Annotated in this window: 13 protein-coding genes; 7 read left to right on the forward strand and 6 right to left on the reverse strand. The window is 66.8% G+C overall.

Going from position 1 to position 14,056, the window contains the following annotated elements; genetic code table 11:
• Positions 1–17: 17 nt before the first annotated feature.
• Entirely contained in the window at positions 18–2,057 is a 2,040-nt protein-coding gene (gene metG / locus EC839_RS19600) for a methionine--tRNA ligase (RefSeq protein WP_007162758.1), read from the reverse strand.
• Positions 2,058–2,155: 98 nt separating this feature from the next.
• A complete protein-coding gene (locus tag EC839_RS19605) occupies positions 2,156–3,307 on the reverse strand; it encodes a M14-type cytosolic carboxypeptidase (protein WP_132833028.1) in 1,152 nt (383 codons plus the stop codon).
• A 122-nt stretch (positions 3,308–3,429) separates the two neighbouring features.
• On the opposite strand from EC839_RS19605, the gene apbC reads away from it, so the two are divergent.
• The 5 genes from apbC to EC839_RS19630 all read left to right on the forward strand — a co-directional run bounded on the left by apbC (position 3,430) and on the right by EC839_RS19630 (position 7,981).
• Complete coding sequence (apbC, locus tag EC839_RS19610; protein ID WP_007162760.1) at positions 3,430–4,524, forward strand: iron-sulfur cluster carrier protein ApbC; 1,095 nt, start codon at positions 3,430–3,432, stop codon at positions 4,522–4,524.
• 81 nt (positions 4,525–4,605) lie between these two features.
• The gene (dcd, locus tag EC839_RS19615; RefSeq protein ID WP_007162761.1) at positions 4,606–5,172 is read left to right on the forward strand and encodes a dCTP deaminase; all 567 of its coding nucleotides are present in this window, start codon (positions 4,606–4,608) and stop codon (positions 5,170–5,172) included.
• A 116-nt stretch (positions 5,173–5,288) separates the two neighbouring features.
• Positions 5,289–6,218, forward strand: a complete 930-nt coding sequence (locus EC839_RS19620; protein WP_007162762.1) for a chemotaxis protein CheV — start codon at positions 5,289–5,291, stop codon at positions 6,216–6,218.
• A gap of 72 nt (positions 6,219–6,290) precedes the next feature.
• Positions 6,291–7,094: an MOSC domain-containing protein gene (locus EC839_RS19625; protein ID WP_007162763.1), complete on the forward strand. Its 804-nt coding sequence runs from the start codon at positions 6,291–6,293 to the stop codon at positions 7,092–7,094.
• Entirely contained in the window at positions 7,091–7,981 is an 891-nt protein-coding gene (locus tag EC839_RS19630; protein WP_007162764.1) for an LD-carboxypeptidase, read from the forward strand. The genes EC839_RS19625 and EC839_RS19630 overlap by 4 nt, the downstream gene beginning before the upstream one ends.
• Positions 7,982–8,002: 21 nt before the next feature.
• On the opposite strand, the gene EC839_RS19635 is transcribed toward EC839_RS19630, so the two are convergent.
• Positions 8,003–9,856, reverse strand: a complete 1,854-nt coding sequence (locus EC839_RS19635) for a pyruvate kinase (protein ID WP_007162765.1) — start codon at positions 9,854–9,856, stop codon at positions 8,003–8,005.
• Between the two features lie 213 nt (positions 9,857–10,069).
• On the opposite strand from EC839_RS19635, the gene nadA reads away from it, so the two are divergent.
• A complete protein-coding gene (nadA, locus tag EC839_RS19640; RefSeq protein ID WP_007162766.1) occupies positions 10,070–11,128 on the forward strand; it encodes a quinolinate synthase NadA in 1,059 nt (352 codons plus the stop codon).
• A 17-nt stretch (positions 11,129–11,145) separates the two neighbouring features.
• Here the strand turns inward: nadA and EC839_RS19645 are convergent, their stop codons facing one another.
• Complete coding sequence (locus EC839_RS19645; RefSeq protein ID WP_007162767.1) at positions 11,146–12,585, reverse strand: M48 family metalloprotease; 1,440 nt, start codon at positions 12,583–12,585, stop codon at positions 11,146–11,148.
• A gap of 96 nt (positions 12,586–12,681) precedes the next feature.
• Here EC839_RS19645 and EC839_RS19650 point away from each other — a divergent pair, with 96 nt between their 5' ends.
• Complete coding sequence (locus tag EC839_RS19650; protein WP_007162768.1) at positions 12,682–12,936, forward strand: sulfurtransferase TusA family protein; 255 nt, start codon at positions 12,682–12,684, stop codon at positions 12,934–12,936.
• Here the strand turns inward: EC839_RS19650 and EC839_RS19655 are convergent, their stop codons facing one another.
• Together EC839_RS19655 and EC839_RS19660 are read right to left on the reverse strand one after the other, a co-directional pair.
• A complete protein-coding gene (locus EC839_RS19655) occupies positions 12,937–13,410 on the reverse strand; it encodes a peroxiredoxin (RefSeq protein WP_007162769.1) in 474 nt (157 codons plus the stop codon).
• Between the two features lie 22 nt (positions 13,411–13,432).
• A complete protein-coding gene (locus tag EC839_RS19660; RefSeq protein ID WP_132833029.1) occupies positions 13,433–13,993 on the reverse strand; it encodes a glycine cleavage system protein R in 561 nt (186 codons plus the stop codon).
• Between the last annotated feature and the right edge of the window lie 63 nt (positions 13,994–14,056).

The raw sequence follows: 14,056 nt of genomic DNA on the forward strand, positions 1-14,056 counted from the left end.
CTGGGGCGCCGTCGCTATCACATCACCCGCTGGCCGGGCTTGGCGCCGCTGTCGGGGCTGAGCAGGTGGATCTCGGTACCGCCGGGGCCGGCGGCCAGGACCATGCCTTCGGAGACGCCGAACTTCATCTTGCGCGGCGCCAGGTTGGCGACGTACAGGGTCAGGCGGCCTTCGAGCTGGCTCGGCTCCGGATAGGCGCTCTTGATGCCGGAGAAGACGTTGCGCTTGGCATCGCCGATGTCCAGGGTCAGGCGCAGCAGCTTGTCGGCACCCTCGACGAATTCGGCCTTCTCGATCAGGGCGATGCGCAGATCGACCTTGGAGAAGGTGTCAAAGTCGATGGTCTCGGCCAGCGGGGCCTTGGTCAGTTCGCCGTTGCCGGTGGGCTGCGGTGCGGCCTGGGCGGCCAGGTCTTCCTTGGAAGCGTCGATCATGGTCTGCACCTTGGCGGGTTCGATGCGGGTGAGCAGGGGCTGGAAGGCATTGAGCTGATGATTGGCCAGGCGCGTGTCCAGGTCGGCCCAGGTCAGGGGGGCGACATTGAGGAAGCGCTCGGCGGCAGCGACCAGGTTGGGCAGCACCGGCTTGAGCAGGATCGCCAGCTGGCGGAAGAGCTCGATGCCCTGGGCGCAGATGGCCTGGACCTCATCCTGCTTGCCGTCCTGCTTGGCCAGACTCCAGGGCGCCTTATCGGCGATCCAGGCGTTGGCGCGATCGGCCAGGGCCATGATCTCGCGCATGGCGCGGCCGAAGTCGCGGGTCTCATAGGCCTCGGCGATGCTCGGCGCGGCGGCGCGGAAGGCGGCTTCCAGCTCGGGCGCGGCCTGGGCGTCCACCAGCAGACCGGCGTTGCCCTTGTGAATGAAGCCGGCGCAGCGGCTGGCGATGTTGACCACCTTGCCCACCAGGTCGGAATTGACCTTCTGCACGAAGTCTTCGAGGTTCAGGTCGATGTCTTCGACGTGACGCGAGAGCTTGGCGGCGAAGTAGTAGCGCAGGTACTCGGGATTGAGGTGATCCAGGTAGGTGCGCGCCTTGATGAAGGTGCCACGGGACTTGGACATCTTCTGGCCGTCGACGGTAAGGAAGCCGTGGACGTTGAGCGCGGTCGGCTTGCGGTAGCCGGCGCCTTCGAGCATGGCCGGCCAGAACAGTGCGTGGAAGTTGACGATGTCCTTGCCGATGAAGTGGTACAGCTCGGCGCTGCTGTCCTTGTTCCAGAAGGCGTCGAAATCCAGGTCGTCGCGGCGATCGCAGAGATTCTTGAAGCTGGCCATGTAGCCGATGGGGGCGTCCAGCCAGACATAGAAGTACTTGCCCGGGGCGTCGGGGATCTCGAAGCCGAAGTAGGGCGCATCCCGGGAGATGTCCCACTCCTGCAGGCCGGCGTCCAGCCACTCGGCGATCTTGTTGGCGACCGATTCCTGCAGGGCGCCGCCGCGGGTCCAGCCCTTGAGCATGTCGGTGAAATCGGGGAGCTTGAAGAAGAAGTGCTCGGATTCGCGCAGCACCGGGGTCGCGCCGGAGATGGCCGACTTGGGATCCTTCAGCTCGGTGGGCGCATAGGTGGCGCCGCACTTCTCGCAGTTGTCGCCGTACTGGTCGGGGCTGCCGCACTTGGGACAGGTGCCCTTGATGAAGCGGTCGGCCAGGAACATCTGCTTGTCCGGGTCGAAATACTGGGTGACCGGACGGGTGGCGATGTGGCCGTTTTCGCGCAGCTTCAGGTAGATGGCGCGCGACAGCTCGCGATTCTCTTCCGCATGGGTGGAATGGAAGTTGTCGAAGGCCACGCCGAAGTCGGCGAAATCGGCGCTGTGCTCGCGCTTGACGTTGTCGATCAGCTGTTCGGGCGTGATGCCCTCGCGTTCGGCGCGCAGCATGATGGCCGAGCCGTGGGCGTCGTCGGCGCAGACATAGAGGCACTGGTTGCCGCGCAGCCGCTGAAAGCGCGCCCAGATGTCGGTCTGGATGTACTCGACCATGTGGCCGAGGTGGATGGAGCCGTTGGCATAGGGCAGGGCGCTGGTGACGAGAATCTTGCGGGGCTCGGTCATGGTCTTGGCTGGATCGCGACGCTGATAAGGTGACCGACCATCATAGCGAAATGGCCGGTCGGTTTCATCCGTAGGGATGGGCGGGTGCAGGTCCGGACTTAGAGATCCGCCAGCTGCCAATACAGGGCACTGACCATGGCGGCACCCAGGGCGGCGCTGCGGGCACCGTTCCAGCCGACGTCCGGGCGGGGATCGTTGGCGTTGTCCTTGAACGGCAATTCCAGGGTCAGCGCCAGGCAGCCATGGGTGTGACCGACGTACTTGGTGGCGAGTTTGAGGGTCTCACTGCCGAAGTGGCCGCGGGGATAGCCGTACTGGGTCTGGAAGTCCGGGCTGGCGCGCTGGAAGCGCTGCAGGAAGGCCCGTTGCTCGGCTTCCTCGCGCTCGCCGAAGTTGGGCAGGCCGTTGCAGCCGTCGACGAAGACATAGGGCAGGGCTTCGTCACCGTGGATGTCGAGGAACAGATCGCAGCCGCTCGCCGCGATGGCCCGGCGTACCGCCAGCACCTCGGGACTGCGTCCTTCGTCCGGCTCCAGCCATTCCCGGTTGAGGTTGGCACCGGCGGCGTTGGTGCGCAGATTGCCCAGGGCCGAACCATCGGGATTCATGTTCGGCACCACGTGCAGCACCGCGTGCTCCAGCAGCTTGCCGCCCACCGGATCGCCCTGGTGTTCGCCCAGGCCCAGCAGCCGGCGCAGCAGGCCTTCGACGAACCACTCGGCCATGGGCTCCCCGGGGTGCTGGCGGGCGATGATCCACAGGTTCTTCTTGCCGGCGCCCGGCGTGCCGATGCGCAGCAGGTCCAGCGAACGTCCCAGCAGCGAACGGCCGAAGGTTTCCAGACGGACGGCGGGATGCCGCTGGGCTTCGCCCATGAAGGCCAGGTGGCGGCTCTCCGGATAGGGCTCGAAATAGGCGAAGAACAGGCTGTCGTGCTGCGGGGTGACCGTCCAGCTCAGGGTCTTGCCGTCATAGCGGCTGGGGATGCGGAACCACTGCTGGCCGCAATAGCTGGCCACCACCCCATAGTCGCGCCAACCTTCGGGGTAGGCGCACTCGCCGGCGTTGTCGAAGCTCAGTTGGCAGGGCAGGCCGCGGGCGCCTTCGAGACGGAAATGGAACCACTGGGTGAAGGGCGAGGCGGTGTCCGGGCGGATGCGCAGGCGGATGTCGGCGTGGTCGGCCAGGGACAGCACCTCGACGGCGCCGCTGTCGAAGGTGGAACTGATGTGCAGGGAAGAGGCGTTCACGCAGGGCTCCACGGGCGAGGGGAAAGCCGGGAGTGTAGCGCCGCGTGGATAGGCTTTAGCAAGGACAGTGGGTAGCATAGGCCGCAGCTTCTCTTTCCTATCCGCTGTTTCCGGGAGTCTGCATGACCGCTCCGACTCGCGAGGCCATCGAGGCCGCGCTGCGCCAGTATCACGATCCCTATCTCGAACAGGACCTGCTCAGCGCCGGTGCCCTGCGCGACCTCGCGCTGGACGGTGGCCGGGTACGCGCCCGCTTCGAGCTGGGCTATGCCGCCGGACTGTTCAAGGGTGGCCTGGCCCAGGTGCTCAAGACCGCGCTGGAGAACGTCCCCGGGGTCGACACCGCCGAGATCCAGATCGACTGCATAATCGCGCCCCACGCCGCCCAGCCGCAGCTGGAAGCCATGGGCAACGTCAAGAACATCATCGCGGTGGCCTCGGGCAAGGGCGGGGTGGGCAAATCCACCACCGCCGCTAACCTGGCGCTGGCGCTGGCCCGCGAAGGCGCCCGGGTCGGCGTGCTGGACGCCGACATCTATGGTCCCAGCCAGGGCATCATGTTCGGCTTCGCCGAGGGCACCCGTCCCGAGGTGCGCGACGAGAAGTGGTTCATCCCGCTGCAGGCCCATGGCGTCGAGGTCATGTCCATGGCCTTCCTGACCAACGACAAGACGCCGGTGGCCTGGCGCGGGCCGATGGTTTCCGGTGCCCTGATCCAGCTGATCACCCAGACGGCCTGGAATGACCTCGACTACCTGGTGATCGACATGCCCCCGGGCACCGGCGACATCCAGCTGACCCTGGCGCAGAAGGTGCCGGTGGCCGGCGCCGTGATCGTCACCACGCCCCAGGACCTGGCTCTGCTGGACGCCAAGAAGGGCGTGGAGATGTTCCAGAAGGTCAATATCCCGGTGCTCGGCGTGGTGGAAAACATGGCGGTGCACATCTGCTCCAACTGCGGCCACGCCGAGCACCTGTTCGGCGAAGGCGGCGGCAGCCGGCTGGCCGAGCAGTACGGCGTGGATCTCCTTGCCTCGCTGCCGCTGGCCATGGCCATCCGCGAGCAGGCCGATGCCGGGCGGCCGACGGCCATCGCCGATCCCGACAGCCAGATCGCACTGATCTACCAGGAGCTGGCGCGCAAGGTCGGGGCCCGCATTGCCCTGGGCGGTCAGGCCGGCGGCGGCATGCCGACCATCACCGTGAGCGACGACTGATTTCGTCCGTTCGCCTTTGAGACCGCGCTGCGATCCTCTAGAATGCGCGGTCAATTTTTTCGCCCCGGAGCCAGACCTGCCATGAGCATCAAATCGGACAAGTGGATTCGCCGCATGGCCCAGGAGCACGGCATGATCGAGCCCTTCGTCGAGCGCCAGATGCGCGGCGCGGACGACAGCCGGGTGATCTCCTACGGGGTGTCCAGCTACGGCTACGACGTGCGCTGCGCCAACGAATTCAAGGTGTTCACCAACATCCATTCGGCGGTGGTGGATCCCAAGAACTTCGACGACAAGAGCTTTGTCGACGTGGTCAGCGACGTCTGCATCATCCCGCCGAACTCCTTCGCCCTGGCGCGCACCGTGGAATATTTCCGCATTCCGCGCGACGTCCTGACCATCTGCCTGGGCAAGAGCACCTATGCCCGCTGCGGCATCATCGTCAACGTCACCCCGCTTGAGCCCGAGTGGGAAGGGCACGTGACCCTGGAATTCTCCAACACCACCACCCTGCCGGCCAAGATCTACGCCAACGAGGGCGTGGCCCAGATGCTGTTCCTGCAATCCGACGAGGCTTGCGAGGTGTCCTACAAGGATCGCGGCGGCAAGTACCAGGGCCAGCGCGGCGTGACCCTGCCACGCGCCTGAGTCGACGCCATTCGAGCGAAGCCGCCTGTCTGGCGGCTTCGCCGTTTCCGGGCCTCAAGAAAAGTCCACGGCCGCCGATAGCCTGTGACCTGACTTATCTTTGGAGTGGACTTTCCATGGCCGGCATTCTCGACACCGTCGATCAACGCACCCAGCTGGTTGGCGAGAATCGTCTGGAAATTCTCATGTTCCAGCTGTCCAGCCGGCAGATGTTCGCCATCAACGTGTTCAAGGTGCAGGAAGTCCTCAAGCTGCCGCGCCTGACCCAGATGCCCAAGCGCCACCCGATGATCTGCGGTGTGGTCCACCTGCGTGGCCAGACCCTGCCGGTGATCGACCTGGCCGCCGCCATCGGCATGCGACCCATCACGCCCGACGAGAACAGCACCATCATCGTCACCGAGTACAACCGCTCGGTGCAAGCCTTCCTGGTCGGCAGCGTCGATCGCATCATCAACCTCAACTGGGACAGCATCCAGGCCCCGCCCGGCGGTGCCGGACGGCAGCATTACCTGACCGCCATCACCCGCATCGAAGACCGCCTGGTGGAGGTGATCGACGTGGAAAAGGTGTTGGCCGAGATCGCGCCCTACAACGTCAAGGTCTCCCAGGAACGCCTGGCCGATCCGCTGCTGGCCAAGGCCCGCGGTCGCGAGGTGCTGCTGGTGGACGACTCCAGCACCGCCATCGGCCAGCTGCGCGACACCCTGGTCCAGCTGGATCTGAAATTCCACGTCGCCACCGACGGCCTGCAGGCCCTGCGCAAGCTCAAGGCCTGGGCCGACGAAGGCGTGGTGCTGACCGAGAAGCTGCTGATGGTGCTGACCGATGCCGAGATGCCGGAAATGGACGGCTATCGCCTGACCACCGAGATCCGCCAGGATCCGCGCCTCGCCGACCTCTATGTGGTGCTGCACACCTCGCTGTCGGGTAGCTTCAACGAAGCCATGGTGAAGAAGGTAGGCTGCAACGCCTTCCTCTCCAAGTTCCAGCCCGATCAGCTCGTCGAGGAAGTCCGCCGCCGCCTGGCGCTGGCCGAGGGCTGATCCCCGCGGTTTCGCCGCTCCGGCGCCTCCCTTACACTGGCGGCCTTTGTCCGCCGCCAGGAAGCCGCGCCCATGTCGCACCTCAGTGCCCTCTATCGTTATCCCGTCAAGTCGACGGCCGTGGAATCCCTCGCCCAGGCCGAGGTGGATGCCCTGGGCCTGGTGGGGGATCGCCGCTGGATGGTGGTGGATGCCGACACCGGCCGCTTCCTGACCCTGCGCCAGCTGGCGCAGATGAATCACATCGAGGCGCGTTGGCTGGCCGCCGATCGACTGCGCCTGAGCGCGCCAGGGCGGACTCCGCTCGAGGTGGCGGTGCCCGATGCCACCGGTGAGCAGCTAGGCGTGACCATCTGGCGCGACACCCTGCAGGCGCCGGTCGCCGCCGAGGCCGATGCCTGGCTGAGCGACTTCCTCGGGCGCCGCTGCCGCCTGGTGTACATCGCCGAAAGCCATGCCCGCCAGATCAATACCGATTTCGCCGAGCCGGGGCAGAAGGTCCACTTCGCCGACGGCTTTCCCCTGCTGCTGACCAGCGAGGCCTCCCTGGCCGATCTGGTGGAGCGGGTGGGCAAACCGCTGGAAATGCTGCGCTTTCGGCCGAATCTGGTGGTGGAGGGCACCGCGGCCTATGCCGAGGACGGCTGGAAGCGCCTGCGCATCGGCACGGTGGATTTCGCCGTCGCCTGTCCCTGCTCGCGCTGCATCGTCATCACCCAGGATCCGGTGACGGGCGAAAAGGATCCGGATCGGCAGCCACTGACCGCCCTGCGCGAATACCGTTTCCAGGACAATCGCATGCTGTTCGGCATGAACGTCATCCCCCTGGGGCGCGGTGTCATCGAGGCTGGCATGCCGGTGGAGGTGCTGGAATGACTCCCGTGCGGCGTGTGGCGCTGGTCAGTCCGGCAGGTGCGGTCAAGCAGGAGCTGGTCACGGCGGCGATAGAACAGCTGCAGGCGGCCGGCATCGAAGCGGTGCTGGGCGAGCAGGCGCTCAAGCGTCATCGCTATCTCGCCGGGACCGCCGAGGAGCGGGCCGCGGATCTGCACTGGGCCTTCAGCCAGGCGGATGTGGATGCGGTCTGGTGCCTGCGCGGTGGTTACGGATCCGCACAGCTGCTGCCGTGGCTGGACTGGTCGCGCCTGTCCAGCAGCAAGGGTCGGCCGCTGATCGGCTATTCTGACCTGACGGTGCTGCTGGAAGCCTTCCATCGCCGCGGTCTCACCGCCATTCATGGTCCCGGCGCCCTGGACTGGGGGCGCCGCGACGAGGATCCGGCCACTCAGGCGGCCCGGACCCGCTCGCTGGAATCGGTCCTGGAGCTGTGCGCCGGTGGCCGTCCGGCCTGGCAGCTGGAGCGCCTGGCCGGTCCGGCCCAGGTGCCTGCCGGCGAGCTGATCGGCGGCAACCTGACCACGCTGGCCAGCGTGGTCGGCACCGCCGCGGCGCTGCGTCCCCACGATGGCACCATCCTCATGCTGGAAGATGTCGGCGAGCCCTACTATCGACTCGAACGCAGCCTCTGCCAGTTGCTCGGCAACCTCACCGAGCACCGCATCGGCGCGGTCTGCCTGGGCACCTTCACCGACTGCCCGGCGCGCAACGTCGAGCAGTCGCTGGAAGAGATCTTCGCCGAATGGCTGGCGCCGCGCGGCATCGCTCTCTATCGCGGCCTGCCCAGCGGCCATGGCCCGGACAACCAGGCCTGGCCCTATGGCGCGCGGGTGCGCCTGGAAGCGGGTCGCCTGCAGGTGCTCTAGGCCCTACCAATCCTGGGCGGATCAGTCCGCCCAGGGCGAGGCTAGTTCCAGCTTGCGCAGCATCTGGCGCTTCTTGCTGTTATAGCCCTGCATCCGCACCAGCAGTTCATCCAGGGTGGCGACCGCCTTGAGGATGTGCGGGCCCTTGTTGAGCATCACGCATTCGGCGCGGACTCCGGTGGCGGCATCGGTGATCTCGGCGCGCGAAGGCGAACCCTTCTTGGCCAGATTCTCCAGCACCTGGGTCGCCCAGATCACCGGCACGTGGGCCGCCTCGCACAGGCAGAGGATGTCTTCCTGCAGTGCCGCCAGGCGCTCGAAGCCACCTTCCACTGCCAGGTCGCCGCGGGCGATCATCACGCCGAAGCCGCCGCGCTGCATGCCGGCCAGCAGCAGTGCGGGAAGGTTGTCGAAACCGCGGCGGGTCTCGATCTTCAGTACCACACCCAGGTGCTCGGCCTGTAGGCGCTCGAGTTCCGCGAGCAGCGCACGGACGTCGTCGGCGCTGTTGACGAAGGACATCTCGATGGCGTCGGCGTGCTCGGCGGCAAACGCCAGGGCTGCGAGGTCCTGTTCGCCCAGCGCTGCCAGCCGCAGGTTGCTCTGGGGAAAGTTGATGCCCTTGTCGCCCTTGAGCTTGGCGCCGCCCGGCGCGTGGGTGATACGGATCTGCAGGGCATCCTGACCGGCGCCTTCGATCACCCCGCCGATCTTGCCGTCGTCGAACCAGACCGGCTCGCCGCCGCGCACGTCGGCGAACACCTGGGGCAGGGTGCAGCCCAGTGTGGCGGGTGTCAGCAGGCGACCGCCGCTGTCCTGGCTGGCGGACCGGCCGGGCGTCTGGTCGGCGGTCAGGATCAGCAGATCGTCCTCGGCGAGGCGCAGGGCACCCGGCTGCGGAGCGAAGTCGCCAATGCGGCTGTGTCTCTTGCGCCCCTCGCGCGCGACGCTCAGGCGCAGTCCGGGCGCAAGGTAGGTGGTCTTGGTCGCCTCCGCCCAGCCGCCGCGGTCGCCGACCTCGACGACCGTCCAGCGCCGCTGCGCCTGCCGGGTATCCACCAGGCGGATATGGTCGCCCGGCTGCAGATCCTTCAGCCAGCGTTCGCCCACCTGGACACTGGCGGCGGCCGGGGAGGGCGCCGGTCGCGGCTGGCGACGGCCGGTCAGCCAGATCCGCGCCGGCTGGCGGACGCGGCCCTGGGCATCGCGTTCGGGCTTCACCTTCTGCACCGCCGCGCCCGTGGCGATGGGCCCGGTACGCAGCTTGGGGCCCGGCAGGTCCATGAACACCTTGCAGGGCCGGTCCAGCTCCGCGCTGGCACGGCGCACGTGCTCGATCATCCGCTTCCAGCTGGCCGGTTCGTCGTGGGCGCAGTTGATGCGCACGCAATCCATATGCGCCGCCAGCAGATCCCGCACCAGGGAATAGTTGTCCGCGGCCTCACGCGGCAAGGTGACCATGATGCGCACCTCCCGCTCGGCGGCAGGGGAGCCGAACAGCATGCGGGCGTGATCCGCCAACGGGTTGGCGGCCTTGGCCGTGGGCCGCGCCGCCGGGCTCCCGCCGAGCAGTCGCTCCAGGGTGTTGATAAGGGTCGCCACCGCCGGCAGCACCGCGGCTTCGGAACGACCCAGCGACGACAGTCCCAGGGCGGACAGGCGCAGCTGCAGGCCATGCAGATCGCCCTCGCGCAATGCCAGATAGGCAAGCAGGTTCTGGGCGCTGGCATGGTAGGCAGGATTGAGCGCCTGGCGATCCAGGCGCGGATCCGCGCTGGCCTGGTGCAGGGCATCCTGGAGGGCGCGCAGTTCAGCGAGGAGGGGGGCGAGATCGTGATCGGAGGTCCGGGAACGCGAGGTCGAACGGGGCGGCACGATAGGTCTCCAGCAGTGGGGCCCAGGCGAGACGCTCACCGGGCGTTCCTGTCTCGGACCCGTGCCCGCCGGAGAAGTGAAAAGCCAAGTGTTGCCAGACATTAGCGGCAGATGGCCACTCATCGCGCAGGCCGCCGCTGGCGCCCATAGGGAGTCGGCCAGGATGCTGCTATGATGCGCGGCCTTGACGACCCCCGTTTTCAGGTACCCGCCATGGTGCAGATTTCCGAACGTCTCCTGGTCCAGGCCCATCTGGCCGCCAAGCAGCCCAAGGCGCTCGGGCCGGACGAGATCGCCGCCTACAAGACCGCCATCGCCCGCGAGCTCAAGGCGCAGAACGCGGTGCTGCTCGCCCACTACTACACCGATCCGCTGATCCAGGCGCTGGCCGAGGAGACCGGCGGTTGCGTCGCCGACTCCCTGGAGATGGCGCGTTTCGGCAATCGCCATCCGGCGTCCACCGTGGTGGTGGCCGGCGTCAAGTTCATGGGCGAGACGGCCAAGATCCTCAACCCGGAAAAGCGCGTGCTGATGCCGACCCTGGAAGCCACCTGCTCCCTGGACCTGGGCTGCCCGGTGGAGGAATTCTCCGCCTTCTGCGACCAGCATCCCGAGCGCACCGTGGTGGTCTACGCCAACACCTCGGCCGCGGTGAAGGCCCGCGCCGACTGGGTGGTCACCTCAGGCTGCGCGCTGGACATCGTCGAACACCTGATGGACAACGACGAGACCATCCTCTGGGCCCCCGATCGCCACCTGGGTCGCTATATCCAGCGCGAGACCGGCGCCGACATGCTGCTCTGGGAAGGCTCCTGCATCGTCCATGAGGAGTTCAAGGCGAGCCAGCTGGAAGACCTCAAGCGGCTTTATCCGGAGGCAGCCATCCTGGTGCATCCGGAGTCGCCCGAGGCAGTGATCGAACTGGCCGACCATGTCGGTTCCACCAGCCAGATGATCAAGGCGGCCCAGACGCTGCCCAATCGCCAGTTCATCGTCGCCACCGATCGCGGCATCTTCTACAAGATGCAGCAGGCCTGCCCGGACAAGACCTTCATCGAGGCGCCCACGGCCGGCAACGGCGCCGCCTGCCGCAGCTGCGCCCACTGCCCGTGGATGGCGATGAACACACTGGAGCGCACCCTCAACTGCCTGCTCGACGGCTCCGGCGAGGTGCTGGTCGATCCGGCGCTCATCCCCCGGGCGGTCAAGCCGCTCAAGCGCATGCTCGACTTCACCCAGGCGCTGCAGTTGAAGGTCAAGGGCAACGCCTGAGGGCGCGGCCCAGGACGCTAGCGCAGGATTTCTTCGCTCAGCTTGCGCTGGGCGATCATTTCCTGCTGGCGGGCATCGATCCTTGCGGCCAGCTGATAGTTGCTGGCGGCGCGCTGCTTGGCGAAGCCCAATTGCTGGATGGCCTGGTTGTAGTCACCGGTGAGGGCGAAGTACTCGGCGCGTGCCTGGTGCACGCCGACCAGGTCGCCGGCCTGGCCGCGTACATCCGCCGCCTGATTCCACAGATCCGGATCGATCGGCCGCTGCTTGAGCAGCTTGTCGAGCAACTGGCTGGCAGCCTTGGCCTGCTTGGTGCGGCCGAGCAGGTCCACCTGGGCCAGACTCACCGCCAGATCGTCCGGATAGAGCTCCAGCAGTCGCTGCACGCGTTTCTGGGCGTCGGGCAGGCGATTGGCGGTGATGTCCAGGTCGACCTGGGCGAGGTTGTAGCTGATCTCGTCCGGCGCCTTGCGCAGCAGCGGCGCCAGGGTGTCCCGCGCCTCGTTGAGCTGGCCCTGCTTGGTCAGGCCCATGGCGAGGCCGTAGCGGACCGCGTCGTTGTCCGGGTTTTCCTGCAGCTGGGCTCTATAGCGCTTCACCAGCAGGCCGGCGGTTTCCTCGAAATACATCTGAGCCCGCACCTTCATCAGCTGGAAGCGCTTGCTATCCTCGACGCCGCCCTTGGGAAAACGCTCGGCACGCGCCTGGGTATCGGCGATCCGGCTATCGGTGACCGGGTGAGTCAGCAGGAATTCCGGCGGGGTACGGTCATAGCGATACTGCCGGGCGAGCCGACCGAACATCTCCGGCATGGCGCGCGGATCGTAGCCGGCGCGCTCCAGATTGACGATGCCGACGCGGTCGGCCTCCTGCTCGTTGAGTCGGGAAAAGCGCAACTGGCTCTGGATGGCCGCCGCCTGGGTCGAGGCGATTGCGGCGATTCCCGCATCGCCGCCGCCTGCCGCGGCGGCCACGATGCCGGCGAGCAGGGCCGCCATCAGCGGCAACTGCATGCGCTGCTGGTTTTCCACCCCACGGGCGAAGTGGCGCTGGATGAGGTGACCCAACTCATGGGCCATGACCGCCGCATACTCGGCCTCGGTCTCCGACTTGAGGAACAGCCCGCCATTGACCCCGATCACCCCGCCGGGCGCGGCGAAGGCGTTAATCTCGGGATCCTTGATCAGGATGAAGACCAGGCGGTGGTCCTGCAGGTCGCTGGTCTCGGCCAGCTTGTAGACGGTCTGTTCGACGAATTGCTTGAGCTGCGGATCGTTGATGGCCGGGACCTGGCCGCGCAGCATGCTCAGCCAGGCGCGGCCCATCTGAAACTCCTGCTCGGGCGAGACGATCGAAGAGCTGGCATCGCCCAGTGACGGCAGATCGTTCGCTCCCTGCGCCAGATGGGGCGCAGCGAGCAGCGCCAGGGACAGCAGGGCGGGGCGCAGGACGTTCATGGCAAGACTCGTGGCCGCAAAAGGGCTACTTTAGCGGCCCGCCGTCTGGGTGCCTAGCAAACCCGGGCACTGACGTAGCCCCCAATGGAGAATCTCATGGCCGATCTGAGCCAACCCTACACCGGCGCGGTGACCGCCCAGCTGGACGCCAGCGGCCTGAGCTGCCCCATGCCGCTGCTCAAGGCCAAGCTGGAACTCAACCGGCTGTCTTCCGGCGAGGTGCTGGCCGTGGTGGCGACCGATGCCGGGTCGCAACGCGACTTCCGTACCTTCGCCAAGCTGTCGGGACACGCCCTGGTGGGCGAAGAGGTGGCGGGGGAAACCTTCCGCTACTGGCTGCGCAAGGCCTGATCAGGCCTTGTTCAGCGCCTGGGCGGCGGCCAGGACCTCGGCGACGTGCCCGGGGACTTTCACGCCGCGCCAGATCTGGCGCACCACGCCTTCCCGGTCGATGAGGAAGGTGCTGCGGTCCACACCGATGTAGTCCTTGCCATAGAGCTTCTTCTGTCGCATCACGTCGAACAGCTGGCAGAGGGTCTCGTCCTTGTCGCTGATCAGCTCGAACGGAAAGCCCTGCTTGGTACGGAAATTCTCGTGGGTGCGCAGGCTGTCACGACTGATGCCGAAGACCTGGGTGTCGGCCGCGAGGAAATGCTCGTGCAGATCGCGAAAGCCCTGGCCCTGGGTGGTGCAGCCGGGAGTGTTGTCCTTGGGGTAGAAATAGAGCACCGCCTGGCGGCCGCGCAGGCTGGCCGGCGAGACCTCAAGGCCGCTGGTGGCCTGGGCCTGGAAAGCCGGAAGCGGTTGGTCGAGGGTCACGCTCATGGGCAGCTCCTTGCGGGTTCCGTCAGTTGCTCTGCGGCCGCCAGGGCTCAATCAGGGCATCGAGATTGAGGGCGTCGGCGAAATCCAGGAACTGGTCGCGCAGCCAGCTGATCTGGGTGCCGGCGGGCAGGGTTACGGTGATGGTGGCGTTGAGCATGGTGCCGCCGGTCTGGGGCGCCTGGTAGGAATCGCAGACCAGGTTCTCCACTTCGATCTTGTGGTCGGCGAAGAACTGGCAGAGCTCGTTGAGGATGTCCGGGCGATAGGCGGCACTGACATAGACGACGTACGGCAGGGCCTGGGGGCGATTCTCCAGGGCCGCGCTGCGGGTGACGCCGACGGTGAAGCCGTGACGCTTGCCGAGGCCGGCGAGGCCGCCTTCGAGGCGCGCCAGGCCGTCCCAGTTGCCGGAGACCTGCAGGATCAGCGCGCTGAATTCCCCGTGCCGGCTCAGCCGGCTGCTGACCACTGCGCAGCGGTTGTCCATGCAGCTGCGGTAGAGCACGTTGGTCAGCTCCATGGGGTTGGCGCCCAGCGCGCTGATGACGAGAAATTGTTCGCGAATCGGGGGGGTGGCGGACATTAGGCTTCCTGGCAGGGGGAATTACAGACTGGCAAAGGCGAAAGGGTAGCGAAAAGCGCTCGC

It is taken from the genome of Pseudomonas sp. JUb52 (genome assembly GCF_004341115.1).
Taxonomy (GTDB): Bacteria; Pseudomonadota; Gammaproteobacteria; order Pseudomonadales; family Pseudomonadaceae; genus Chryseomonas; species Chryseomonas oryzihabitans.

Bases quoted from the DNA above. Each gene is read 5' to 3' on its own strand.
- metG (WP_007162758.1), bottom strand. From the start codon at position 2,057: ATGACCGAGCCCCGCAAGATTCTCGTCACCAGCGCCCTGCCCTATGCC.
- apbC (WP_007162760.1), top strand. From the start codon at position 3,430: ATGACCGCTCCGACTCGCGAGGCCATCGAGGCCGCGCTGCGCCAGTAT.
- dcd (WP_007162761.1), top strand. From the start codon at position 4,606: ATGAGCATCAAATCGGACAAGTGGATTCGCCGCATGGCCCAGGAGCAC.
- EC839_RS19620 (WP_007162762.1), top strand. From the start codon at position 5,289: ATGGCCGGCATTCTCGACACCGTCGATCAACGCACCCAGCTGGTTGGC.
- EC839_RS19625 (WP_007162763.1), top strand. From the start codon at position 6,291: ATGTCGCACCTCAGTGCCCTCTATCGTTATCCCGTCAAGTCGACGGCC.
- EC839_RS19630 (WP_007162764.1), top strand. From the start codon at position 7,091: ATGACTCCCGTGCGGCGTGTGGCGCTGGTCAGTCCGGCAGGTGCGGTC.
- nadA (WP_007162766.1), top strand. From the start codon at position 10,070: ATGGTGCAGATTTCCGAACGTCTCCTGGTCCAGGCCCATCTGGCCGCC.
- EC839_RS19645 (WP_007162767.1), bottom strand. From the start codon at position 12,585: ATGAACGTCCTGCGCCCCGCCCTGCTGTCCCTGGCGCTGCTCGCTGCG.
- EC839_RS19650 (WP_007162768.1), top strand. From the start codon at position 12,682: ATGGCCGATCTGAGCCAACCCTACACCGGCGCGGTGACCGCCCAGCTG.
- EC839_RS19655 (WP_007162769.1), bottom strand. From the start codon at position 13,410: ATGAGCGTGACCCTCGACCAACCGCTTCCGGCTTTCCAGGCCCAGGCC.
- EC839_RS19660 (WP_132833029.1), bottom strand. From the start codon at position 13,993: ATGTCCGCCACCCCCCCGATTCGCGAACAATTTCTCGTCATCAGCGCG.